At 72.9% G+C, this 22,162-nt stretch carries 22 protein-coding genes and 1 riboswitch; of the genes, 14 read left to right on the top strand and 8 right to left on the bottom strand.

The annotated features are described in order from the left end of the window. Positions 1-1,540 precede the first annotated feature (1,540 nt). The 3 genes from GVN67_RS20395 (at position 1,541) to GVN67_RS20405 (ending at position 3,788) form a co-directional block, all read left to right on the top strand. The gene (locus GVN67_RS20395) at positions 1,541-2,089 is read left to right on the top strand and encodes a glycine zipper 2TM domain-containing protein (RefSeq protein ID WP_235035397.1); all 549 of its coding nucleotides are present in this window, start codon (positions 1,541-1,543) and stop codon (positions 2,087-2,089) included. 124 nt (positions 2,090-2,213) lie between these two features. After that, complete coding sequence (locus GVN67_RS20400) at positions 2,214-3,047, top strand: ABC transporter permease (protein ID WP_159999170.1); 834 nt, start codon at positions 2,214-2,216, stop codon at positions 3,045-3,047. 3 nt (positions 3,048-3,050) lie between these two features. Next, positions 3,051-3,788 (top strand): ABC transporter ATP-binding protein, encoded by a 738-nt coding sequence (locus GVN67_RS20405; RefSeq protein ID WP_159999171.1) that lies wholly within the window; start codon positions 3,051-3,053, stop codon positions 3,786-3,788. 5 nt (positions 3,789-3,793) lie between these two features. Here GVN67_RS20405 and GVN67_RS20410 read toward each other — a convergent pair whose 3' ends face one another. After that, a complete protein-coding gene (locus GVN67_RS20410) occupies positions 3,794-4,162 on the bottom strand; it encodes a hypothetical protein (RefSeq protein WP_159999172.1) in 369 nt (122 codons plus the stop codon). A 131-nt stretch (positions 4,163-4,293) separates the two neighbouring features. On the opposite strand from GVN67_RS20410, the gene GVN67_RS29770 reads away from it, so the two are divergent. Continuing rightward, the gene (locus GVN67_RS29770; RefSeq protein ID WP_200845325.1) at positions 4,294-4,449 is read left to right on the top strand and encodes a DUF5993 family protein; all 156 of its coding nucleotides are present in this window, start codon (positions 4,294-4,296) and stop codon (positions 4,447-4,449) included. A 10-nt stretch (positions 4,450-4,459) separates the two neighbouring features. Next, positions 4,460-5,023 carry a disulfide bond formation protein B gene (locus GVN67_RS20415; protein ID WP_159999173.1) on the top strand — a complete coding sequence of 188 codons (564 nt, stop codon included), beginning with the start codon at positions 4,460-4,462 and terminating at the stop codon, positions 5,021-5,023. Positions 5,024-5,035: 12 nt separating this feature from the next. On the opposite strand, the gene arfB is transcribed toward GVN67_RS20415, so the two are convergent. The 6 genes from arfB to GVN67_RS20445 form a co-directional block, all read right to left on the bottom strand. Further along, a complete protein-coding gene (gene arfB, locus GVN67_RS20420; protein ID WP_159999174.1) occupies positions 5,036-5,464 on the bottom strand; it encodes an alternative ribosome rescue aminoacyl-tRNA hydrolase ArfB in 429 nt (142 codons plus the stop codon). 186 nt (positions 5,465-5,650) lie between these two features. After that, entirely contained in the window at positions 5,651-6,769 is a 1,119-nt protein-coding gene (locus GVN67_RS20425) for an NADH:flavin oxidoreductase/NADH oxidase (protein ID WP_200845326.1), read from the bottom strand. After that, positions 6,766-7,584, bottom strand: coding sequence for a DUF2272 domain-containing protein (locus GVN67_RS20430; protein ID WP_159999176.1), 819 nt, complete (start codon positions 7,582-7,584; stop codon positions 6,766-6,768). The genes GVN67_RS20425 and GVN67_RS20430 overlap by 4 nt, the downstream gene beginning before the upstream one ends. Positions 7,585-7,658: 74 nt before the next feature. Continuing rightward, complete coding sequence (locus tag GVN67_RS20435) at positions 7,659-9,620, bottom strand: hypothetical protein (RefSeq protein WP_159999177.1); 1,962 nt, start codon at positions 9,618-9,620, stop codon at positions 7,659-7,661. Between the two features lie 123 nt (positions 9,621-9,743). Then, complete coding sequence (locus GVN67_RS20440) at positions 9,744-11,051, bottom strand: methyl-accepting chemotaxis protein (RefSeq protein WP_159999178.1); 1,308 nt, start codon at positions 11,049-11,051, stop codon at positions 9,744-9,746. Beyond that, the gene (locus GVN67_RS20445) at positions 11,026-11,550 is read right to left on the bottom strand and encodes a PAS domain-containing protein (RefSeq protein ID WP_159999179.1); all 525 of its coding nucleotides are present in this window, start codon (positions 11,548-11,550) and stop codon (positions 11,026-11,028) included. Before GVN67_RS20445 ends, GVN67_RS20440 begins: the two co-directional genes overlap by 26 nt. 141 nt (positions 11,551-11,691) lie before the next feature. Continuing rightward, a riboswitch (cobalamin riboswitch) is annotated at positions 11,692-11,899 on the top strand. Positions 11,900-12,146: 247 nt separating this feature from the next. On the opposite strand from GVN67_RS20445, the gene GVN67_RS20450 reads away from it, so the two are divergent. The 8 genes from GVN67_RS20450 to cobJ are packed head-to-tail and all read left to right on the top strand — an operon-like array spanning position 12,147 to position 20,456. Beyond that, positions 12,147-12,386: a hypothetical protein gene (locus tag GVN67_RS20450; RefSeq protein ID WP_235035398.1), complete on the top strand. Its 240-nt coding sequence runs from the start codon at positions 12,147-12,149 to the stop codon at positions 12,384-12,386. Between the two features lie 30 nt (positions 12,387-12,416). After that, positions 12,417-12,824, top strand: a complete 408-nt coding sequence (locus GVN67_RS20455; RefSeq protein ID WP_159999181.1) for a DUF1636 domain-containing protein — start codon at positions 12,417-12,419, stop codon at positions 12,822-12,824. Further along, the gene (gene cobW / locus GVN67_RS20460) at positions 12,821-13,852 is read left to right on the top strand and encodes a cobalamin biosynthesis protein CobW (protein ID WP_159999182.1); all 1,032 of its coding nucleotides are present in this window, start codon (positions 12,821-12,823) and stop codon (positions 13,850-13,852) included. Before GVN67_RS20455 ends, cobW begins: the two co-directional genes overlap by 4 nt. 50 nt (positions 13,853-13,902) lie before the next feature. Next, entirely contained in the window at positions 13,903-17,229 is a 3,327-nt protein-coding gene (gene cobN, locus GVN67_RS20465; RefSeq protein ID WP_159999183.1) for a cobaltochelatase subunit CobN, read from the top strand. Further along, the gene (locus tag GVN67_RS20470) at positions 17,226-18,356 is read left to right on the top strand and encodes a hypothetical protein (RefSeq protein WP_159999184.1); all 1,131 of its coding nucleotides are present in this window, start codon (positions 17,226-17,228) and stop codon (positions 18,354-18,356) included. Before cobN ends, GVN67_RS20470 begins: the two co-directional genes overlap by 4 nt. Continuing rightward, positions 18,353-18,979: a precorrin-8X methylmutase gene (locus GVN67_RS20475; protein WP_159999185.1), complete on the top strand. Its 627-nt coding sequence runs from the start codon at positions 18,353-18,355 to the stop codon at positions 18,977-18,979. The genes GVN67_RS20470 and GVN67_RS20475 overlap by 4 nt, the downstream gene beginning before the upstream one ends. Beyond that, positions 18,976-19,701 carry a precorrin-2 C(20)-methyltransferase gene (locus GVN67_RS20480; protein ID WP_159999186.1) on the top strand — a complete coding sequence of 242 codons (726 nt, stop codon included), beginning with the start codon at positions 18,976-18,978 and terminating at the stop codon, positions 19,699-19,701. The genes GVN67_RS20475 and GVN67_RS20480 overlap by 4 nt, the downstream gene beginning before the upstream one ends. Beyond that, positions 19,698-20,456: a precorrin-3B C(17)-methyltransferase gene (gene cobJ, locus GVN67_RS20485; RefSeq protein WP_159999187.1), complete on the top strand. Its 759-nt coding sequence runs from the start codon at positions 19,698-19,700 to the stop codon at positions 20,454-20,456. Before GVN67_RS20480 ends, cobJ begins: the two co-directional genes overlap by 4 nt. On the opposite strand, the gene GVN67_RS20490 is transcribed toward cobJ, so the two are convergent. Further along, positions 20,429-21,175, bottom strand: a complete 747-nt coding sequence (locus GVN67_RS20490) for a cobalt-precorrin-6A reductase (RefSeq protein ID WP_159999188.1) — start codon at positions 21,173-21,175, stop codon at positions 20,429-20,431. The genes cobJ and GVN67_RS20490 overlap by 28 nt on opposite strands. An 11-nt stretch (positions 21,176-21,186) precedes the next feature. Here GVN67_RS20490 and cbiE point away from each other — a divergent pair. After that, positions 21,187-22,162 (top strand): precorrin-6y C5,15-methyltransferase (decarboxylating) subunit CbiE (gene cbiE / locus GVN67_RS20495; protein ID WP_159999189.1); only part of this gene is annotated, 976 nt, incomplete at its 3' end.

Genomic DNA, 22,162 nt, shown 5'->3' on the forward strand with positions numbered 1-22,162 from the left:
GGCAGCGTCAGAGGTGTATAAGAGACAGACATAGGCCAGGCTGGTCGGCGGCGGCGGCGGCGGGCTGGCCAGCGGCATGGCGGCCGGCATGGCGACTGGCATCGGGGCCGGCTCGGCGACCGGCGCCGGGCTGCTCGCATAGGTGCTGCCGGCATAGGTCGAGCCGTCCGGGATCGGCTCCATGCGGACCACGTTGCTGCCGGCGGCCGGGTCGAGGCTGGCGACCTGGACGGGGGCGGCGGCGGCATAGGTCGAGCCGTCCGGGATCGGCTCCATGCGGACCACGGGGCCGGCCGGCAGGCTGGCCACGCGGATGCCCGGGTCGGTCGCGTTGCGCTGGTCGCGCAGCGCCAGCATCGTGGCGGTGTCGCCGCGGCGCGGGCCGGCCGGGATGTTCAGCGGGATCTCGGCCGCCGCATAGACCTCCGGCGCCGCGCGGCGGTCGGGATGCGCGTCGATGATGCGCGGGCCGATGCGGGCGACGTAGTTGCGGGTCTCGGCGGGCAGGCCGCGGCCGTTCCAGAGGTAGTCCTCCAGGCGGCGCGGGCCGGCATTGTAGGCGGCCAGGAAGCCCGGGCTGCCATAGAGCTCGTACATTTCCCGCACATAGGCGGTGCCGGCCATCACGCTGTTCCACGGATGGTAGGGGTCGTCGCCCAGGCCGTAGCGGCCCCGCAGCTCGGCATAGGTGCCGGGCATGACCTGCATCAGGCCCATGGCGCCGACCGGGCTGCGCGCGGCGACGCGGCCGCCGGATTCCTGGCGCATGACCTCGCGGACCCAGCGCTCCGGAATGTCGAAGCGGCGCGAGGCCTCGCGGATATAGGGTCCCCAGGGGTCGCTGGACGGCCCCGGCGGATCATAGCTGGAAGGCTGCGGATAGGCGGCGGCCTGGGCCGCGGCGGTGGCGGTCGGCCGGGCCTGCTGGCTGCTGGTGCCGCAGGCGGCAAGCAGCGCCACCATCGACAGCGTCGCGGCCAAACGGATGCGCCCCCCCGGCGTCATCCGACCGTTCTGGCACGGAGTCATCCCCAATTCCCCGTCTGTCCGATGCCATTCCACAGGCTGGAACCGGCCGCGCCCCCACGCCGCCGACTCCGGAATTGCACCGGGTTTAAGTTTCAGCAGAACATCTGCTGCTAAACCGCTAAAGGAAACAGCCAATTGGCGCAAGCCTGATGACAGGGCGGGCGGCCCGGCGGCCTGCCCGATGGCCTGCCCGGCACCGCTTTGTCTCGATGTGTAATTCCCGGCGCGGCGCCCCCGCGGCCCCCTGGCGCCGGGCCCCAGGCGTCCCCCATGATCAGGGCGGGCCGCAACGGGCGGTGGCCGATCACGTTTACTCGCTGCCGCCCGCCGCGCCGGTCCGGACGGAGGGCAGCATGACAGAGCGTGATCGCGGCCGGCCTGGGAGCGGCAGCGGCCGCGGGCTATCTTCCGCGCCCGCCGCCGGATCCACCGGCTTCCGCCGCGCGTTCCGACGCGCCACCAAGCGACTCGCAGCGACACCTGATTCGCAGTGACAACAAGGGACATCGCCATGCCCGCGCCTTCTCGTCTCTCCCGCGGCCTTCGCGCCGGCCTCGCCTTGCTGCTGGTGGGGGGCACGCTGGCAGCCTGCGCCCCGCAATATACCGGCAGCACCTATAACAGCGCGACGCTGGGCCGGGCGGCCTCGGTGTCCTACGGCACCATCATCGGCATGCGCCCGGTCGAGGTGCAGGGCAACGGCGCCGGCATCGGCACCGCGGCCGGCGCGGTGGCCGGCGGCGTCGCCGGCAGCTTCATCGGCGGCGACTGGCGCTCCAACGCCCTGGCCGGCCTCGGCGGCGCGCTGGTCGGCGGCCTGGCCGGCAATGCCATCGGCCGCGGCGTCAGCGGCACCACGGCCGTCGAGTTCTTCATCCGCGAGGACCAGGGCGGCGACATCTCGGTGGTGCAGACCAACGAGGAAGGACTGCAGCCGAACGAGCGCGTGGTCATCAGCCGCGGCGACCGCACCCGCATCAGCCGCGCCGCCGGCGGCCCGCCGCCCGTCGCCTATGCGCCCCCCGCCAGCTATGGCGGCGCCTACGGCGGCACCAAGTAGCTGTTTCCGATCGCCGCCGGCCGATGGCCGGCGGCGATCGTTCCGCGGCGGGGGCCTGCCCCGCGCATCGAAAGAACCCTCGCCCTGGCAAGCATCGCGAAAACCGGTGTATAGACCCGCCGCCATGCAGCAAGCGGTCCTCCCCACCTATCATATCGACGCCGAGAACCCGGACCGCCGCGGCCGCGCCCTGGCCGACCTGGGCGCCGGCTTCTCCAGCTGGCGCCTGGCCTGGGCGCTGGCGCGCCTCGACCTGCGCAACCGCTACCGCGGATCGGTCATCGGCCCCTTCTGGGTGACGCTGTCGATGGCGGCGATGGTGCTGGGCCTCGGCCTGCTCTACTCGCAGCTGTTCCAGATGGACCTGCGCAGCTACCTGCCGCACCTGGTCACCAGCCTGATCGTCTGGAACGTGCTGGCGGCGATGGTGGCGGATGCCGCCACCTGCCTGTCCAGCGCCGACGGGGTGATCCGCCAGCTGCGGCTGCCGCTGACCACCCACGCGCTGCGCTGCGTCTTCCGCAACGGGCTGAACGCCGCCCATACCCTGCCGCTGATCCTGGTGGTCTTCGCCCTCGTCGGCCATTGGCCGGGGCCGGAGGTGCTGCTGCTGATCCCGGGCCTGGCGGTGCTGGCGGTCAATGCGCTGGCGGTGTCGATCTTCCTCGGCATGATCTGCGCCCGCTTCCGCGACATCGGGCCGATCGTGACCAACCTGATGCAGATGGCCTTCTTCCTCACCCCGGTGATCTGGAAGCCGGAGCTGCTGAAGGAAAACGCCGTCTGGCTGCCGCTGAACCCCTTCTACACCATGCTGGAAATGGTCCGCGGCCCGTTGATCGAGGGCGGCGGCTCGCTGCTCACCTGGCTGGCGGCGATCGGCTACAGCAGCGTGCTGCTGGTCGTGGCGCTGGTCTTCTTCATCCGCTTCCGCAACCGCGTGGCGTTCTGGGTCTGAGCCTTGGCAAGCATTTCCGCCCGCGGCCTCCGCATCGAGTTCCCGCTCTACCACCTGGCCGCCCGCAGCCTGAAGAAGCGGCTGCTGGCCAAGGCCGCGATCCGGCTGAAGACCGACGAATCCAACCGGGTCGTCGTCTCCGCCCTGTCCGAGCTGACCTTCGAGATCAGCCGCGGCGAGCGCGTGGCGCTGATCGGCACCAATGGCGCCGGCAAGACCACGCTGCTGCGGACGCTGGCCGGCATCTATGAGCCGGTGGCCGGGCAGCTCGAGGTGCATGGCGAGGTCGGCTCGCTGATCGACCCCTCCGCCGGCATCGATTCCGACAGCACGGGGCGGGAGAATATCCGGCTGCGTGGCCTGTATCGCGGCATGGACGAGGCGCAGATCGCCTCGCTGGAGGCGGATGCCGCGGCCTTCGCCAATCTCGGCGAGTTCCTCGACATGCCGACCCGCGGCTATTCCGCCGGCATGCAGGTGCGGCTGTCCTTCGCCATCGCCACCGCCATCACGCCGCAGATCCTGCTGATGGACGAGTGGTTCCTGGCCGGCGACGCCGACTTCATGCTGAAGGCGGAAGAGCGCCTGACCCACCTGGTCACCGGCGCCGATATCCTGGTGATCGCGACGCATGACATGAACGTCGTCCGCCGCTGGTGCACCCGGGTGATCAAGCTGGAAGCCGGGCGCATCATCGGCGACGGCACCGTGGACGAGATCCTGGGCCCCGTCGCCGCCTGATCTCCTCAGACGCAGGTCAGCTTCAGGGCGGCGCGCGCGTCGTTGTCGGTGGTCGGGCGCTGCACGCTGCCCACCATCACCAGCTGGCGCTGGCCGTTCGACAGCTGCCAGTTGCGGCCGAAGACCAGGCTGTTGGTCACCCGCGGGCCGGCGAAGGCGGCGGTCACCGTGACCGGGCGGCCGGCGACGTTGACGAAGCCGAAGGTGACCTCCTCGACATTCGGGTTGCCGCCCTGGCGCTGCTGGCTGCGCTGGATACTGTCGATCCGCAGCAGGCCTGCGGCCAAGCAGTCCTGCGGCGCCTGCGCCCGGGCCGGCGCCGCCGCCAGCATCGCCAGGCCACCGGCCGCCAGGAGGGAGAGAGCTCGGATCATCGGAAAAACCCCTTTCGCTGGGGGCCAGTATCCGCGAACCGGTCCCTGCCGGCCAGACGATGCCGTCGATAGGGACGATAGAGCCCGGCTATGGGCTAGACTGCGCGCCGCACCGCCGGAGCGCCCCGCTGATGATGAGCCTTCCTTTCTTTGGTCTTTTCGCCGCCTTCTGCCTGGCCTGGGCAGAGCGCCGGCTGGCCGCCATCGGGCTGTGGCTGGTCTCGATGCTGGGGCTGCTGCTGCTGTTCCGGTCGCATGCGACCGACAGCCTGGCCCTGTCCTTCTGAGCGCGGCGCCATGATCACCGCGCCCACCTGCCGGCTGCTGAACGGGCTGGGCCTGCTGGCGGTCAGCGCCGTGCTGGCCGCCGCCTTCCTGGCCCAATTCGTCGAGGGCGACATCCCCTGCCCGCTCTGCATCCTGCAGCGCGCCGGCTTCGCCGGTGTCGCCCTGGGCCTGGCGCTGAACCTGCGCTGCGGCCCGCGGCCGAGCCACTATGCCGTCGCCATCCTCTCCGCCCTGATCGGCGGCGGCATCTCGGCCCGCCAGGTGCTGCTGCATATCGCGCCGGGGGATGCGGGCTATGGCGGCACGCTGCTGGGGCTGCACCTTTATAGCTGGGCGCTGCTGCTGTTCGTCGTCATCGTCGCCGGCTGCGCGCTGCTGCTGCTGTTCGACCGGCAGTTCGACGAGGCCGGCGCGCCGCGGTCCCGCCTGCCCTCGCTGGGGCTGCCGGCGCTGGGGATGGCGGTGCTGGCGCTGGCCGCGCTGCTGGTGCTGGGGAACGGGGTGTCCACCGTGCTGGAATGCGGCGCCGGGCTGTGCCCGGACAATCCGGTGGACTACCAGCTGCTGCGATAGGCGGGCCCGGCCTCAGTCCTGGCCCGGCTTGCCGCGCATGCGCTTGGTTTCGCCGCGCTGCGACTTGCCTTCCAGGCGGCGCTTCTTCGAGCCCAGGGTCGGCTTGGTCGCGCGGCGCTTCGGCGGCGGCGGCTTGGCGGCCTCGCGGATCAGCTCGACCATGCGGGCCAGCGCATCCTCGCGGTTGCGGATCTGGGTGCGGTGCTGCTGGGCGGTGATGATGATCTCGCCGGCCAGCGTCGCGCGGTGGCCGGCCAGGCGGATCAGGCGCGCGCGCACGTCGTCGGGCAGGCTGGGCGAGTTGGCGGCGTCGAAGCGCAGCTGCACCATGGTCTCCACCTTGTTGACGTTCTGCCCGCCGGCGCCGGAGGCGCGGGCGAAGCTTTCGGTCAGCTCGGTCTCGTCGATGCTGAGGCGGGCCGTGATGGAAATGCGGGGCATTTTTCTTTCGGACTGCCGTGTCCAGGTGGGGACAGCACGTGACGTGGCCCCGCCGCAGCGCGACCTGCGAGGCAGCGCTCTTATCGCCCTCGCGCCGCAGAACAAGTGCTGGCCCCAAAACGGCCAACAGAGCGGAAAAAAGAAGGGGTCGAGGGGAATTCCTTCCCCTCGCCTTGCCCTGCTTTCTTACCCCAAGGCAGGCAGCGTCGCCGCCACCGGCATATCCACGCCGCCGGTCTTGCCTTGCATGCTCCAGGCCCGGTCGTATTGCGGCGGCGACTGGATGGCGTCCAGCCTGCCAAGCGCCTTGGCCGCGTGCATCGGCCAGTAGGGGTCGCGCAGCAGCTCGCGGGCCAGCAGGATGACGTCGGCCTTGCCCTCGGTCAGGATTTCCTGGGCATGGGCCGGGTCGGTGATCAGGCCGACGGCGGCGACGGCGACGTCAGCGCCGGCGCGGACGGCGGCGGCGCCCGGCACCTGGTAGCCCGGGGCCAGCGGGATCTGCGCCGGCACCAGCGCGCCGGAGGAGACGTCGATCAGGTCGATGCCCAGCGCCTTGACCTGGCGGGACAGCTCGACCGTCTCTTCCGTCGTCCAGCCGCCTTCGGTCCAGTCGGTGTGGGAGAAGCGGATGCCCAGCGCGATCTCGTCGGGGATGGCGGCGCGGACGGCGGCGACCACCTCGCGCGCCAGGCGGGTGCGGCCGGCGAAGTCGCCGCCCCAGCCGTCGTTGCGCTGGTTCGACAGCGGCGACAGGAACTGGTGCAGCAGGTAGCCGTGGGCGCCGTGGATCTCGATGAAGCGGTAGCCGGCCTCGACCGCGCGCTTCGCGGTGGCCGCGAAATCGGCGATGACCTGGGCGATGCCTTCCTCGCTGAGCGCGGTCGGCACGTGCAGGCCGGGGAAGCCGATGGCGCTGGGGCCGACCGGCTGCCAGCCATGCTCGGTGGCCAGGCCGCCGATCCAGGGCTCGGCGGTGCTGGCCTTGCGGCCGGCATGGGCGATCTGCACGCCCGGCACCGCGCCGGCCGAGGCGATCACCGCGGCCAGCTGCTTGTGGGCGGGGATATGCGCGTCGCTCCACAGGCCGACGTCGCGCGGGGTGATGCGGCCCTCGGGGCTGACGGCGGTGGCCTCGACGATCACCAGCCCGGCGCCGCCGATGGCGCGGGCGTGGAGATGGCCGAGATGCCAGGCGGTCGGCACCCCGTCGGGGCCGCAGCTATACTGGCACATCGGCGCGACGCCGATGCGGTTGCGCAGCGTGGCGCCGCGCAGCGTCAGGGGCGAGAACAGGTCGGTCACGAGGCAGGCCTCCAGCCGGATGATGAAATGCGTGCCGGCGCGCCACCCCAGGGGGGCAGGCGGCCCAGGCGATTCTCGAAGATGGCGAACCATTGCGCCCCGCCGGGCTGCCGCGGCAACAGGCGGCCGGACGCGTCGGCGGCGAAGCGGGACAGGGTGACGGCGTCGGCGACATTGCCGCCGATGGCGGCGACCTCGCCCGGGCCGGCCTGGACGACGATGTCGCAATGCATCGGGCGGAACTGGCCGGTCTCGGCGCGGCGGTCCTGCCAATGGGCGAGATGCCGGTCGGAGCGGTCGGCGCAGACCAGGTCGCCCACCTGCGGCGCGTAGCCGTCCCAGTCATGCGGGATGAAGGGGGCGGTGGCGGGGAAGGCCGCCGCATCGGCCAGCATGCCGTCGATATAGAAGGCATGCGCCGCCGAGCCCGGGAATTCCCGCTGGTCGACCCCGGCATTGCGCAGCACATAGCTGATGAAGGCGGCCGACCAGGCGGGCTCGCCCCAGAGCGCCACCGAGGCGCCGCCGAGCGCCGCGGCATAGAGCCGGCGGTTGCGGGCGATGGCGCCGCCGTCGTCGACCGCGCGCCAATAGGCCAGCACGCGGGGGAAGTTTTCCAGATTGCTCTCCGGGCCGGGCGCGGTGCTGGGGCGGCTGCGGCGGGGAGCGCGCAGGTCAATGGTGATGCCGCCCCAGTCGCGCCATTCGGCCTCGGCGATGCGCAGCATCCGCTCGCGCGCGCTGGGCGGATAGGGGACGGGGGGCGCGACGGTCGCTTGCGGCGGCGGCGTCGCGCAGGCGCCCAAGGCCAGCATCGCCGCGAGGCAAGCGAGCCAGGAGGAACGCCGCGCCGGAGCGCGGCGGTGGGGGACAGCCATCATCGGCGCGGTCAGGCCGGGATGGCGGCCTGGCGCAGGGTGGCGGCGTCGGGCGCCGTCAGGCCGAGCAGCACGGTGGGCTGGGTGGCGGCATTGCCCTCGCCGGCCAGCGGGCTGGTGCGGACCTCGAGCGTGCCGTCGACCTCCTTCACCCGGCCGCGCAGGGCGCGGAAGCTGGCCTCCTGCAGGGTCTGCAGCGCCTGCAGGGTCGCGCTGTCGAGCACCAGCGCGCCCTGCTGCTGGGCCAGCGAGACGGCGCTGCAGGCGCGCATCAGCAGGCCGAGCTTGAAGGACCAGAAGCCGCCATCCTCCTCCCAGCGGCCATCGGCGCGGCGGCTGCGCACCAGCGGCGTCTCCAGCGCGTGCAGCCCGGCATCGGTCGGCACCTCCTGCTGGCCGACGCGGATGGCGGCGATGGCGCGGGCGACGGCGCCCTGCAGCCTAGGATCGGGCCAGCGCAGGCTGATGCGGGCCAGCGCCAGCAGGGCGGCGGCGTGGTTGTCCAGATAGGCGGCCTGGCCGGGCTCGGCGAAGGCGCCGCCTTCCTCCTCGGCGCGCTGCAGGGTCAGCAGCAGGTCGAGGCCGCGGGCCAGGCGGGCGCCGTAGCGCTCCTCGCCGGTGGCGCGGTGCAGGCTGGTCAGGGAGACGAGGGCGAAGGCCAGGCTGCGGAGATAGACGCGGCTGCCGCGCAGCCCCTCGGGCGAGCCCTCGCCGATCGACGCGAAGAACAGGTCGAGCTGGCGGTCGTACCAGGCGCGCAGCTCGGCGCGGCGCGGCTCGGGCAGCGGCGGGTCATAGGCGCGCGTCGCGGCATGCAGCAGCTGCGTCGCCACCGCGTTCAGCGCCACGCCCTGGTCGGCGGTGAGCCCCGGGTCGCGGCCGGCCAGGTTTTCCGGCGAGCGCAGGATCTCGGCATAGGCGGGCAGGCCGAGGGCAGCGCTGCCGGCCGTCAGCAGGCGCTGCTCGACCGCCTGGAACTGGGCGCCGCCGCCCAGGCTGTCGCAGGCATGGCGCAGCAGCAGCCAGTGCAGCCGGCCGTCGCGGGCCTGGGCCTTGACGCTGTAGACGGTGGCCGGCGTGGCGGGCGCGATATGCAGGCCGAGCGCGGCGCCGGGGGTGTTCTCCTCGATCAGGCTGACCAGCTCGGTGGCGCCCTTCTGCAGGGTCGCCAGCGGCTCGGCGCCCAGCGGCGCGGCGCGGGACTGGCCGCCGGCGGTGACCTGGATCTGCGAGAAGGGCCGGCGCGGGTCGCCCGACAGCTCGTCGACCGCGGTGGTCAGGCGGATATGGGTCAGCTGCACGCCGGGCTCGGCGCGCAAGGTCACGCTGGCCTGCAGCCGCGGGTCGCCGGCGGTGACGCGATACTCATAGCGCAGCCGCCCGACCACCTTGGTCGCCTTGCGCAGCAGCCCGACCTCGGCCTTCAGCACGCTCTCGTGGAACAGCAGGGCGCCGCCGGGCTGCGGCTGCACGCCGAACTCGGCGATCGCCTCCTCGACATCGAGGCAGAAGCGCTGGCGGCCGATGCGGAACTCGACCAGATGGCCGGTGTAGTGGACGGCCCGGCCGTTCGGCGCGTCGCGCACGCTCTGGCGCAGGATGCCCTTCGACAGGTCGCCGGAGAACTGGTGCGTGGCGGTGACCACCAGGACGTCGCGCGGATCGGCCTGGACGATGCGGCATTCCGGGGCCGCGACGCGGCGCAGCAGCAGCGGGCCCTGGCCCATGGCCAGCAGCAGCTCGGTCAGCCGGTCGGACAGCTTGCCCCAGCGCGAGCGGAGCGACGGCTGGGCCAGCAGCTCGACCGCGGCGGCGGTGTCGGCGGTCCAGCACCATTCGGAGGTGGCGAAGGGGACATGCGTCTCGCGCAGCGCGGCGACCTCGCGCCCGTCCAACGGCAGGCTGCGCAGCAGATGCCGCTCGAGATAGGCGATCAGTCGGTCGCGCTCGGGCGCACGCAGCATTTCGGCCATCGGTCTTCCGGCTCCGGTCACAGGCTCTGTCGCCGGGCATGATAGAGCGGGATGGGCGATGGCGCGACCTCTCCTGGCGGAGGGGGGCGGGGCCGGAAGCCAGCCCGCCCCGGCGCGCGCCGGTCAGACGGCCTTGCGCGCCCGCCCCATGAAGTCCCCCACCTCGGCGCTGAGCCGTTCCGCCTCGCCCGACAGCCCCACCGCCGAGTCCCGCATCGAGGTCGCCGCCCGGTCGGTCTGGCTGGCGGCCAGGCGGACGGCCTCGATGTTGCGGGCCACCTCCGCCGTGCCTTCGGCCGATTGCTGGACGCTGCGGGCGATCTCGGCGGTCGCGGCGCTCTGCTGCTCCACCGCGGCGGCGATGGCGGTGGCGACCTCGTCGGTCTCGCGCACCGTCTCGCCGATATGGTCGATCGCCTGGATCGCCTCGGCCAGGGCCTGCTGCATGGCGCCGATCTGCTGGGTGATCTGGTCGGTGGCGCGCGCCGTCTGGTTGGCCAGGCTCTTCACCTCGCCGGCGACGACAGCGAAGCCCTTGCCCGCCTCGCCGGCGCGGGCGGCCTCGATGGTGGCGTTCAGCGCCAGCAGGTTGGTCTGGGCGGCGATGCCGTTGATCAGCTGCACCACCTCGCCGACCTGCTGGGCGGCGCCGTTCAGGCCGGCCACCGTGCCGTTGGTCTGCTCCACCGCGCCCACCGCCGAGCGGGCGATCTGCGAGGCGCGGCCGACCTGGCGGGTGATCTCGGAGACCGAGGAGGACAGCTGGCGGGCGGCGACCGCCACGTTCTGCGAGCTGGCCTCGGCCTGGTGGGTGGCGGCGGCGGCGGCCTCGGCGCGGGCGCTGGTCTGCTCGGCGGTGCCGGACATGGCCTCGGCATTGCCGCGCAGCGCGGTCGCGGCCGTCGCGACATTGGCGATGACGCCGCCGACGCCGCGCTCGAAGCCGTCGGCGAAGGCGCCGAACTCGGCCGCCTTGGCCTCCATCTGGCTGGCGCCGGCATTGAGGTCGCGGGCGGCGGCGCGGAAGCTGCCCGGCAACCCGCGCAGCAGCACCTTCCGGTAATAGCGGCCGGAGGTGGCGGCACGCATGGCGCCGGCGGATTCGCGGACGAAGGCGTCGGTGATGTCCAGCATGGCATTGACCGCGCCCTGCAGCCGGCCGAGCGGGCCCGGGCCGGGCAGCGCCAGGATGCGGGCCTCGAGCTCGCCCTTGGCGGCGGCCTCGCAGACCAGGGCGGCGCGCAGCATGGCGGCCTGCTGGCGGGCCAGCGCGATCCCGGTCCAGCCGGTGGCGGCGAGCGTCAGCGCCGCCGGGGCCAGCACGGCCCAGCCGGTCTCGCCGAGCGCCAGGCCGGCCAGCGTCGCGGCGGCGCCGAGCGCGGTCACCCCCAGCGGCAGGCGGGGATCAGAGAGAGAAGACGAAGCGCTCATAGCTTACCCCCTGCTGGGTCAGCAGCTGCCGCAGCGCGGCGCCACCCTGCTGCATGCCCTGCTTGCGGTCGGCGGCCGCGGCCTCGGCGCGCAGCAGCTGCTGGTAGACCGGCGTGATCCGCGCCACCTGCGCCGGGTCCGGCTTGCGGCGGTTGGAATGGTAGCCGGTGACGGTGCCGCGGGCGTCGCGGGTCGGCGTCGCATGGGCGAAGACCCAGTAGTGGTCGCCATCCGAGGCCAGGTTCAGCACATAGCCGAAAAACTCCTCGCCCTTCAGCAGCGTGTCCCAGAACAGGTTGAAGACGCAGCGCGGCATGTCCGGGTGGCGCACCAGGCTGTGCGGCGCGCCGATCACCTCGCGCGGCGTATATTTGGAAACACGCATGAAGACGTCGTTGGCGTAGAGGATGCGTCCCTTGGGATCCGTCTTGGTGACGATCAGTTCTTCCTCGCCCAGCGGGGCTTCCCGACCGGTCGGGGTCACTTTTTGTCTGGACATCTGCTGTGGATGCTTTCGCGTCGTCTTTTTTCTGGCGGCGGACCATAGGCGAATAATTGTTAACCATTTCCTAGACCGGTCCCGCCGCGCGCCGCGGGCCAGCCCCGGCGGCGGGGCGTTTGACACCCGGGGCCGCCGCCGCCTAGGACAGCGGGTGATGGTCCTTCCGAAGGGAAGGTGAAAAGGGAACGCGGTTCCCAGGGGGCGACCCCTGCAATCCGCGGCTGCCCCCGCAACTGTGTGCGGAAAGTGCCGGGCCGACATGCCACTGGGGGTCACACCCCGGGAAGGCCGGCCCAGCGCGTTCGATCCGCGAGCCAGGAGACCTGCCATCACCAGCGGATCGTGCCACCGGGCGGGGTGCCTCGGGGCGGCAGCGGGATGCCGGGTGCGATTCCTGGCATGTCGACCCGGGTCGTCAGGGCCCGGGCGGTCGATGCGCCTCATCCGGCCCGATCGGGCCGCCGCGACCGAGGCCCTTGGCTTGACCGTCCGTTCAGGAATTTTTTTCATCTTGCGCAACATCCCGGCAACCCAAGCTGGTGCATGGGCATTTCCGCCCCGGGTGGAGGGTGTCGAGCGAGATGGGCGGAAGCATGCGATTCGCGGTGATTTTGCTGGCCGCGCTGACGCTGGCCGGCGGCGGGCGCTGGTATGCCTATGTCACCAACGATCACAGCCCCTACGACGAGGTCGGCACGGCGCTGAACGGCTATATGCCCGGGCCGCTGCGCGACTGGGGCTGCGGCCGGCTGCGCGCCAGCTTCCCCGGCGCCAATGTGCCGCCGCTGGGCTGCCAGCGGCCGGACCAGCCGGGGCTCTGGCTCGGCATCTGACGCCGGCCCGGCTGCGCGGCGGCGCCGCGCATGGCTGACCTCCCGACCCTCACCGTCTGCACCAGCTGCCGCCAGGGCCAGCCGCTGGCCGAGGGCGACATCCCCGCCGGCCGCCTGCTGCACGACGCGCTCGCCGCGGCGCTGGCCGCCCATCCGGCGCCGCCCGTCGCGCTGCGGGGCGTCGCCTGCATGGCGTCCTGCGACCGCGGCTGCACCGCCGCCATCGCGGCCCCCGGCAAATGGACCTATCTGCTGGGCGACCTGACCCGCGACACGGTCGACGACCTGCTGACCTATGCCAGCGCCTATGCCGCCCATGCCACGGGGGCGCTGCTGCCCTCCCGCCGGCCCTCATCGCTCCGCCGCGCCGTGATCGCGCGGCTGCCCGACCTCACGCCCCCGCCCCAGCTGACGCCCGAGAAGGACCCCGCCGCATGAGCGACCTGCAGAAGATCCCGGCCACCATCGTCACCGGCTTCCTCGGCGCCGGGAAGACCACGCTTGTGCGCCACCTGATGCAGCATGCCGGCGGCCGCCGCATCGCCATCATCGTCAACGAGTTCGGCAGCCTCGGCATCGATGGCGACACGCTGAAGAATTGCGGCATCCCCGGCTGCGAGGAGGAGAACATCGTCGAGCTGGCGAATGGCTGCCTCTGCTGCACCGTCGCCGAGGACTTCATCCCGACCATCCAGGCGCTGATCGACCGGCCCAACCCGCCCGAGCATATCCTGATCGAGACCTCCGGCCTCGCCTTGCCCAAGCCGCTGATCAAGGCCTTCAACTGGCCCGGCATCCGCTCCCGCGTCACCGTCGACGGCGTGGTCACCGTGGTCGACGGCCCGGCGGTGGCCGAGGGCCGCTTCGCCGACGACCCCGCCGCCGTCGAGGCGCAGCGGGCCGAGGACCCGTCGCTCGACCACGACAACCCGCTGGCCGAGGTCTACGAGGACCAGCTGAACGCCGCCGACCTGGTGGTGGTGAACAAGGCCGACCTGCTGGACGAGGCCGCGCTGACCACGCTGCGCGCCCAGATCGCCACCCAGCTGCCCCGCGCCGTGAAGGTGGTGGCGACCCGGGAAGGCGCGCTGGAGCCCTCGGTCCTGCTCGGCATCGACGCCCGCGCCGAGGACGACCTGGCCGCCCGCCCCTCGCACCACGATGCCGAGGATGGCGCACATGAGCATGACGACTTCGACTCCATGCTGCTGGTGATGCCCGAATTTTCGTCGCCCGAGGCGCTGCTGGCGCGCCTCCAGGCGGCGGCCGAGGCGCATGACATTCTGCGGTTGAAAGGCTTCGTCCGCATCACAGGCAAGAAGGCCCGGCTGGCGGTGCAGGGCGTCGGCCGCCGCTTCCGCCACAGCTACGACACCGACTGGGTCGACAACCGCGAAGGCCACCTGGTCGTCATCGGCGAGACGAAGATGGACCGCGAGGCCATCGCCAAGATGATTCTGGGCTAAGATGGGCTGACATCCGCCCGCCCATCGAGGCGGGCGGCCAGGACAAAACAATGCACTTGGTGGTTCGGGAAAGACGGGGGCTGGACGAGGTCGAGGGCGCGGTCGAGCTCGGCCAGGCCCCGGCCGACCTTGTTTTTCTGTCCTTTGCCGACAGCGACCTCGGCGCGGCAGCGGTGGCCTGGCAGGGGTTTTCCGCGCCCCGGCCGAGCCTGCGCCTGGCCAACCTGGCGAAGCTGGCGCATCCCATGTCGGTCGACCTCTATGCCGAGGCGACGCTGACAGAAAGCCGCTGCATCGTGGTGCGGCTGTTGGGGGGCCTCGACTACTGGCGCTACGGCGCGGAGGAACTGGCCGCCCTCGCCCGGCGCGAGGGCATTCCGCTGGCCTTGCTGCCCGGCGATGGCCGCGCCGATCCGCGGCTTTCTTCCCTCTCCACCATGCCGGAAGCCGTGCTCGCCCGGCTGGACGGGCTGTTCTCCGCGGGCGGCCCGGAGAATGTCGCGGCAGCGCTGCGGCTGGCGCTGCATGCGGCGGGGCTCGGCCCGGATGACGGCGCCACCCCTGCCCCGCTGCCGATGGCGGGCGAGGATGGCCTCGGCGCCGAAGATGCCGCCCCCGACGCGGTCCTGCTGTTCTATCGCTCGCATCTGCTGGCCGGCGACATCGCGCCCGTCCTGGCGCTGGCCGAGGCGCTGCGGGCGCGGGGGCTGCGGGTGCGCGGGATCTTCGCCGCCAGCCTGAAGGATGCCTTCTGCGCTGCCTTCGTGGCCGACCGGCTGGCGGGGTGGAAGCCCCACGTGGTGCTGAACGCCACCGGCTTCTCCGCGCGGCAGAACGGCGTCTCGCCGCTGGAGGCCGCCGGCGCGCCGGTGCTGCAATTGCTGCTGTCTTCCTCGCCACGGGCCTTGTGGCAGGGCTCGACCCGCGGGCTGTCGCAGACCGACCTGGCGATGCAGGTGGTGCTGCCGGAGCTCGATGGCCGGCTGCTGACCGCCGCCATCGGCTTCAAGGCCCCCGCCGCCGAGATCGACGGCCTCGGCTATTTCCCGCAGCTGTCGCAGCCGGATGCCGGCGGCGTGGCGCTGGCCGCCGATCGCGCGGCGGGCTGGGCGCGGCTTTCCGGCCTGCCGCGCGGCGCGCGTCGGGTGGCGGTGCTGCTGTCCGACTATCCCGCGGTGGGCGGGCAGGCCGGGCATGCCGTCGGCCTCGATTCCTTCGCCAGCCTTTTTGCGCTGCTCACCGACTTGCGCGACGCCGGCTACGATCTCGGCGATGCTCCGCTGCCGGCAAACCTGTCGGCGCCGCTGACGGAAGGCGCGCCAAAACCCTTCCTGTCGCTCGCCGATTACGAAAGGCGCTTTGCGGAATTGCCGGCGCCGCTGCGGCAGGCGGTGACCGCCGCCTGGGGCGCCCCCGCCGACGATCCTGCGCTGGTCGACAAGAACTTCACGCAGCGGCATCTGCGGATCGGGAAAACGATCATCGCCGTGCAGCCGGATCGCGGCAGCGCGCTGGATCGCAGCGCCGGCTACCACGACCCCGACACGCCCCCGCGCCACGGCTTTCTGGCCTTCTATCTGTGGCTGCGCGGGAATGCCGATGCCCTGGTGCATCTCGGCACCCATGGCACGCTGGAATGGCTGCCGGGCAAGGCGACGGCACTCTCAGAAAACTGCGCGCCGCAGGTGCTGCTGGGCGGGCTGCCGATGCTCTACCCGTTCATCGTCAACAACCCGGGCGAGGCCGCCATGGCCAAGCGCCGCCTGGGTGCTGTGACCATCGGCCATCTGACGCCGCCGCTCCGCGCCGCCGGCAGCCATGGCGCGGCGTCCGAGCTGGAGCGGCTGATCGACGACTACGCCGCCGCTGACGGCCTCGACCGCCGCCGGACCTCTCTGCTTCGCCGCGACATCCTGGAGCGCGCCGCCGCCGCCGGGCTGCTCGAGGAAGGGAAAATCCCGCGCGACCTGCCCGAGGAAGAAACCCTCGCCCGGCTCGACGCCTGGCTCTGCGACGTGAAGGAAATGCAGATCCGCGACGGGCTGCATGTCTTCGGCCGCGCCCCCGACCCCGACCGCGCGGCGCTGCTGGAACAGACCATCGCCACCGGCGCCCCGGGCTTCGACCGTTTTTCTCTGTTCGCCAGCCCGGATGCCGAGCGCGACGCCCTGCTCGCCGGGCTGGACGGGCGCTTCGTCGCCCCGGGCCCCGCCGGCGCCCCCAGCCGCGGCCGCGCCGACGTGCTGCCGACCGGGCGCAACCTCTATGCCATCGATCCGCGCGGCGTGCCGACGCGGGCCGCGCTGGTGCTGGCCGGCAAGGCAGCGGAGGAGCTGCTGCGCCGCCACCGGCAGGAGCAGGGCGACTGGCCGCGGCGGATGGTGATCGACCTCTGGGGCAGCGCGACCTTGCGCACGGGCGGGGAAGAACTGGCGCTGGCCTTGCTGCTGCTGGGCGCCAAGCCGGTCTGGGACGAGGCCTCGGGCCGGGTCACCGGCATCGAGATCCTGCCGCTGGCCGAGCTCGACCGGCCGCGCATCGACGTCACGCTTCGTATTTCTGGTCTCTTTCGCGACGCTTTCCCGGCGCAGATCGCCCTGTTCGACGAGGCCGTCCGCGCCATCGCCGCCCGCGACGAATCCCCCGAATGGAACCCGCTGGCCGAGGCCGCGCGCGGGCTGGAAGGCATGGCGCGGCGCCTGGCCACCGCCCGCATCTTCGGCGCCGCCCCGGGCAGCTACGGCACGGGCCTCGAGGACCGGATCGCCACCGGCCGCTGGCAGGATCGGGACGCGCTCGGCCGCGCCTGGCTGGAAGGGTCTTCCACCGCCTTCGGCCAGGGGCTGGAGACCGCGGCGCCGGCGGCGCTGGCCGATCGCGTGGCGGCGGCGGATGCCTTCCTGCATGCCCAGGACCATGCCGAGCTCGACCTGCTCGACAGCCCGGACTACGCCGCCCATGCCGGTGGCTTCGCCGCCGCCGCGGCGATGCTGGGCGGCGCCCCGGTGCTGTACCACGCCGACACGGCGACCCCCGACAGGCCAATCCTGCGGCGGGTGGAAGAAGAAATCGCCCGCACCATCCGCGGCCGCGCCGCCAACCCGGCCTGGATCGCGGGGATGCGGCGCCACGGCTATCGCGGCGCCGCCGAGATCGCGCGCTCGATCGAGGCGCTGCACGGTTTCGCCGCGACGCTGGGCCAGCGCTTCGACCGCCAGTTCGACCTGCTTTTCGACGCCACGCTGGGCGATGCCGAGACCCGCGACTTCCTGGCGCGGGAAAATCCGGCGGCGCTGGCGGCGCTGCAGAAACGCTTCGACGAGGCGCGGGAGCGGCGGCTGTGGCATCCCCGCCGCAACGACGTCGTGGCGGGATGAGCGCGGTGAAGGGCTGGTGCCCGAGCCTCTTCGCGCCGATGGCCTCGGGCGACGGGCATCTGCTGCGGGTCCGGCCCTTTTCTGCACGGATTTCTGCCAGTCAGGCGCGACGGATCGCGGCGCTCGCCCCGGCGGCCATCGAGCTGACCAACCGCGGCAATCTGCAGCTGCGCGGCCTGGCCGAGCCCCAGCTGGAGCCGGTGGCGCAGGCGCTGCTGGCGGCGGGCCTCGCCTGGCCCGATCCGGCGGAAGAGGCGCGGCGCAACCTTTGCGCCCCGCCGCTACCGGTCGAGGATCGCGGTTGGATCGCGGCGCTGGAAGCCATGCTGCGGGGCGCATCCGGGCTGGCGGCGAAGTTCGGCATCACCCTGGACACGCCGGAGCAGCCCGGGCCGGAATCGGATATCCGGGTGACGCTGGGGGACGGCGCCCTCTGCCGCCTGGCTTCCGGCGGGGTTGTGGCGCCCGTCACCCCGGCCACCGTCGCCGCGCTGGTCCAGAACTTCGCGGCCAGCGGCCACAAGCGCATGCGCGATGCCGTGGCGGAACACGGCGCCACCGCCCTGCTGGCCGCCGCCGGGATGGTGCCGCACCCCGACCCCGCGCCCCCCGGCCCGCCGCGCGCCCTGCTGGGGCCGTTGCACAACGCTTTCGGCATGGCGCCGCGCTTCGGCGTGCTGGCGCCGCGCGACCTGGCCACCCTGGCGGAACTGACAGAAAAGCACGGCGATGGCTGGATCCGCATCGCCCCCACCCGCTCCCTGCTGATCGCCGGCGTCGCCGACCGCGCCGCCATCGCTGCCGGCCTGCCCGGCGACTGGGTGACGACCGAGGACAACCCGTGGCGCCGCGTCGTCGCCTGCCCGGGCGTCCATGGCTGCGCCAGCGGCCAGGCGCCCACCCGCCAGGATGCCGCGATCCTGCTGGCCCAGGGGTATCGGCCGCCGCCGGGCTTGCTGCATCTCTCGGGTTGCGCCAAAGGCTGCGCCCATCCCGCGGCTGCCGCGGCGGTGCTGGTCGGCCAGGCGGGGCGCTATGCGCTGATCCGCCAGGGCCGCGCCGGCGACCCGCCGCTGCGCCAGGGAATGACCCTGGCCGAAGCGGCGGCGGAGCTGGACCAGCGATGACCTACGACTACATCCGCGACGGCGCGGCAATTTACGAAAAATCTTTCGCCACCATCCGGGCGGAGGCCGACCTGTCGGGCTTCTCGGCCGCCGAGGCGCGGGTCGCCGTCCGCGTCATCCATGCCTGCGGCCAGGTCGAGGTGGCGCGCCACATCCGCTTCCACCCGGGCTTCGTGGCCGCGGCCGAGGCGGCGCTGCGCCGTGGCGCCCCCATCCTCTGCGACGCCAAGATGGTGGCCCAGGGCATCACCCGCCCGCGCCTGCCCGCCGCCAACGAAATCCTGTGCACGCTGGACGCGCCGGGGGTGCCCGAGCACGCCAAGGCGATCGGCAACACCCGCTCCGCCGCCGCCATGGATCTGTGGGGCGACAGGATGGGCGGCGCGGTGGTGGCCATCGGCAATGCGCCGACCGCGCTTTTTCACCTGCTGGAGCTGCTCGATGCGGGGGCGCCGCCGCCGGCGGCCGTCATCGGGCTGCCGGTGGGCTTCGTGGGGGCCGCCGAATCCAAGCAGGCGCTGGCGGCCGACAACCGCATCCCCTGGATGATCGTCGAAGGCCGGCTGGGCGGCAGCGCCATGGCGGTCGCCGCCATCAACGCCCTGGCGCAGGAGAAGGAATGAGCGGCACGCTGCATATCCTGGGCGTCGGCCCGGGCGATCCGGAGCTGGTGACGCTCCGCGCCGCCCGCCTGCTGGGCACAACGCCGGCTTACGCCTTCTTCGCCAAGCGCGGCCGCCCCGGCCATGCGCGCAGCATCGCCGCACCCCACCTGAACCCGGCGGCGGAAGAGCTGCGCTTCGACTATCCCTTCACCACCGACCTCTCCGTCGAGGACCCGCGCTATGCCGAGGGCATGGCGCGTTTCTACGACGACTGCGCCGCCACCGTCGCCGCGCGGCTGACCGCCGGCCAGGACGTGGCGCTGCTCTGCGAGGGCGATCCCTTCCTGTATGGCTCGGCGATGTATCTGTTCGACCGGCTGCGGGCGACGCACCCGGTCGAAGTGACGCCGGGCATCACCGCCATGGCCGGCTGCTGGTCGCGCGCCGGGGTGCCGATGGTGCATGGCGACGACACCTTGTCGGTGCTGCCGGCGACGATGCCGGAAGGCGAACTGACGGCGGCGCTGGGGCGCTGCGACGCCGCGGTGGTGATGAAGCTCGGCCGCAACCTGCCGAAGCTGCGCGCGGCGCTCGCCGCCAGCGGCCGCGGCGAGGGCGCCGTCTATGCCGAGCGCGGCACCATGGCGGACGAGATCATCCTGCTGCTCGCCGAGCGCGACGACAGCCCGGCGCCCTATTTCTCCCTGGTGCTGATCCCCGGCCGGCGAGGCGTGCGATGACCGGCTGGCTGCGCGTCATCGGGTTGGGCCCGGGCGCCGCCGGGCTGCGCACGCCGGAGGCCGAGGCCGCGCTGGCGGAAGCCACCGACATCCTGGGCTACGGCCCTTATGTAGGCCGGGTGAAGGCGCGCCCCGGCCAGCGCCGGCACGAGACCGACAACCGCCAGGAGCTGGACCGCGCCCGCCACGCCCTGTTCCTGGCCGAGGAAGGGGCGCGGGTCGCCGTGGTCTCCTCCGGCGATGCCGGCGTCTTCGCCATGGCCAGCGCCATCTTCGAGGCGGTGGAGGCCGGGCCGGCAGAATGGCGCGCCCTCGACATCGCCGTGCTGCCGGGGATTTCGGCGATGTTCGCCGCCGCCGCCCGCCTCGGGGCGCCGCTCGGCCACGACTTCTGCGCGATTTCCCTGTCGGACAACCTGAAGCCCTGGGACGTGGTGGAACAGCGGCTGGCGGCGGCGGCGGGGGCGGGCTTCGTCATCGCGCTGTACAACCCGATCTCGAAAGCACGCCCCTGGCAGTTGGGGCGGGCCTTCGAGCTGCTGAAGAAAATCCTGCCCGGGACAGCGCCGGTCGCCTTCGCCACCGCGGTGTCGCGCCCCGAGGAAAAGCTGGTCCTCACCACGCTGGCGGAAGCCGACCCCGACAGCGCCGACATGCGCACGCTGGTGCTGGTGGGCAGCGCCGCCAGCCGGCTGATCGCGCGTGGCGCGGGCGAGCGGCCCTGGCTCTACGCCCCCCGCTCGGCCAGGTCGTGAAGCCAGGCCAGGGCGGCGGCGACGTCGTGGACGACGGCCAGGCCCGGCGGTGGCAAGGGCCGCGCCAGCAGCCGCATCGGCAGGCCGAGGCGCCGCGCGGCCTGCAGCTTGGCCTCCGTCGCGGCACCGCCGGAATTCTTGGTGGCGACGAGCGCGATGCGGTGCCCGCGCAGCAAGGCGAGCTCGTCGTCGAGGGCGAAGGGGCCGGTCGCGGTGATCAGGGTGGCATGGGGTGGCAGCAGCCCGGGCGGCGGCGGGTCGACGCTGCGGACGACATAATGGTGCCAGGGCGCGGCCTGGAAGGGCGCCAGCTCCTTGCGGCCGATGGTCAGGAAAATCCGTCGCGGCGTCTCGCCCAGGGATTCCACCAGGGCCGGCATGTCCGGGAATTCGTGCCAATCGTCGCCGGGCTGCGCGCGCCAGGCCGGGCGGTCGAGGCGCAGCAGCGGCAGGCCCCCCGCAGCCGCCGCGGCGTTGCGGGTCATCTGCGCGGCGAAGGGATGGGTGGCGTCGAGCAGCGCCTCGATGCGCTCGTCCCGCAGATAGGCGGCGAGACCCTCGACGCCGCCGAAGCCGCCGATACGGGTGGGCAGCGGCTGCGGCCGGGGCGCGCGGGTGACGCCGGCCAGCGACAGGGTCGCCTGAAAGCGCGCATCATCGGCCAGGGCACGGGCCAGAGCCGCGCCTTCGGTCGTTCCTCCCAGCAGCAGAACCCGCATTGACCCCCGCGATGACCAAACCTTGGCTGACCATCCTGGGCATCGGCGAGGACGGCGTCGAGGGCCTGTCCCCGCTGGCCGCCCGCCTGCTGCGCGCCGCGCCGCATGTCTTCGGCGCGGCGCGGCAGCTCGCGCTGGCGGCGCCGCTGATCCGGGGGGCGACCACCGCCTGGCCCTCGCCCATGGCCGAAGGTTTTTCCGCCCTCTTGGCGCGGCGGGGCGCGCCGACCGTGGTGCTGGCCTCGGGCGATCCCTTCTGCTTCGGGCTGGGGGGGACGCTGTCCCGCCACCTGGCGCCGGGCGAGTTTTTGTCAGTTCCGGCGCCGTCGGCTTTTGCGCTGGCGGCTGGGCGGCTGGGTTGGGCGCTGCAGGAGTGCTCGACGATTTCCTTCTGCGGCCGGCCGCTGGATCCGCTGCGCCTGCTGCTGCAGCCGGGGGCGCGGATCCTGGCGCTGTCGGCGGATGCTTCGACGCCGGCGGCCGTCGCCGCGATGGTCACCGGGCTGGGCTTCGGGCCGTCGCGAATGGTGGTGCTGGATGCGATGGGGGGGCCGCGGGAGAAGCGTTGGGAGGGTGTCGCCGAACGCTTCGACGCCGCGCCCGACGCGCTGAACCTGGTGGCGCTGGAGGTGGTGGCGGGGCCAGGGGCCTCCGTGCTGCCGCTGGCCACGGGGCTGCCGGAAGAGTTTTTTGAACACGACGGGCAGATCACCAAGCGGGAGGTGCGGGCGGTGACGCTGGCGGCGCTGGCCCCTCGGCAAGGCGAGCTGCTGTGGGATATCGGCTGCGGCAGCGGCTCGGTCGCGATCGAATGGCTGCTGCGGCATCCGTCGATGCGGGCGATCGGGCTGGAGCCGAAGCCCGACCGGGCCGCCCGCGCCGCGCGCAACGCGCTGGTGCTCGGTGTGCCCGGGCTGCGGCTGGTCGAGGCTGCCGCGCCGGAGGGCCTCGAGGGGCTGGAGGCGCCGGATGCGGGCTTCGTGGGCC

The sequence above is a fragment of the Roseomonas sp. 18066 genome (assembly GCF_902706185.1).
Lineage (GTDB): Bacteria > Pseudomonadota > Alphaproteobacteria > Acetobacterales > Acetobacteraceae > Pseudoroseomonas.

What these genes read in the sequence shown, in the direction of transcription:
- GVN67_RS20450 (WP_235035398.1), top strand. Translation starts at nt 12,147, where the DNA reads ATGCGATTCGCGGTGATTTTGCTGGCCGCGCTGACGCTGGCCGGCGGC.
- GVN67_RS20440 (WP_159999178.1), bottom strand. Translation starts at nt 11,051, where the DNA reads ATGAGCGCTTCGTCTTCTCTCTCTGATCCCCGCCTGCCGCTGGGGGTG.
- GVN67_RS20395 (WP_235035397.1), top strand. Translation starts at nt 1,541, where the DNA reads ATGCCCGCGCCTTCTCGTCTCTCCCGCGGCCTTCGCGCCGGCCTCGCC.
- cobJ (WP_159999187.1), top strand. Translation starts at nt 19,698, where the DNA reads ATGACCGGCTGGCTGCGCGTCATCGGGTTGGGCCCGGGCGCCGCCGGG.
- GVN67_RS20445 (WP_159999179.1), bottom strand. Translation starts at nt 11,550, where the DNA reads ATGTCCAGACAAAAAGTGACCCCGACCGGTCGGGAAGCCCCGCTGGGC.
- GVN67_RS20490 (WP_159999188.1), bottom strand. Translation starts at nt 21,175, where the DNA reads ATGCGGGTTCTGCTGCTGGGAGGAACGACCGAAGGCGCGGCTCTGGCC.
- cobW (WP_159999182.1), top strand. Translation starts at nt 12,821, where the DNA reads ATGAGCGACCTGCAGAAGATCCCGGCCACCATCGTCACCGGCTTCCTC.
- GVN67_RS20410 (WP_159999172.1), bottom strand. Translation starts at nt 4,162, where the DNA reads ATGATCCGAGCTCTCTCCCTCCTGGCGGCCGGTGGCCTGGCGATGCTG.
- arfB (WP_159999174.1), bottom strand. Translation starts at nt 5,464, where the DNA reads ATGCCCCGCATTTCCATCACGGCCCGCCTCAGCATCGACGAGACCGAG.
- cobN (WP_159999183.1), top strand. Translation starts at nt 13,903, where the DNA reads ATGCACTTGGTGGTTCGGGAAAGACGGGGGCTGGACGAGGTCGAGGGC.
- GVN67_RS29770 (WP_200845325.1), top strand. Translation starts at nt 4,294, where the DNA reads ATGATGAGCCTTCCTTTCTTTGGTCTTTTCGCCGCCTTCTGCCTGGCC.
- GVN67_RS20400 (WP_159999170.1), top strand. Translation starts at nt 2,214, where the DNA reads ATGCAGCAAGCGGTCCTCCCCACCTATCATATCGACGCCGAGAACCCG.
- GVN67_RS20480 (WP_159999186.1), top strand. Translation starts at nt 18,976, where the DNA reads ATGAGCGGCACGCTGCATATCCTGGGCGTCGGCCCGGGCGATCCGGAG.
- GVN67_RS20415 (WP_159999173.1), top strand. Translation starts at nt 4,460, where the DNA reads ATGATCACCGCGCCCACCTGCCGGCTGCTGAACGGGCTGGGCCTGCTG.
- GVN67_RS20470 (WP_159999184.1), top strand. Translation starts at nt 17,226, where the DNA reads ATGAGCGCGGTGAAGGGCTGGTGCCCGAGCCTCTTCGCGCCGATGGCC.
- GVN67_RS20455 (WP_159999181.1), top strand. Translation starts at nt 12,417, where the DNA reads ATGGCTGACCTCCCGACCCTCACCGTCTGCACCAGCTGCCGCCAGGGC.
- GVN67_RS20430 (WP_159999176.1), bottom strand. Translation starts at nt 7,584, where the DNA reads ATGCTGGCCTTGGGCGCCTGCGCGACGCCGCCGCCGCAAGCGACCGTC.
- GVN67_RS20435 (WP_159999177.1), bottom strand. Translation starts at nt 9,620, where the DNA reads ATGGCCGAAATGCTGCGTGCGCCCGAGCGCGACCGACTGATCGCCTAT.
- GVN67_RS20475 (WP_159999185.1), top strand. Translation starts at nt 18,353, where the DNA reads ATGACCTACGACTACATCCGCGACGGCGCGGCAATTTACGAAAAATCT.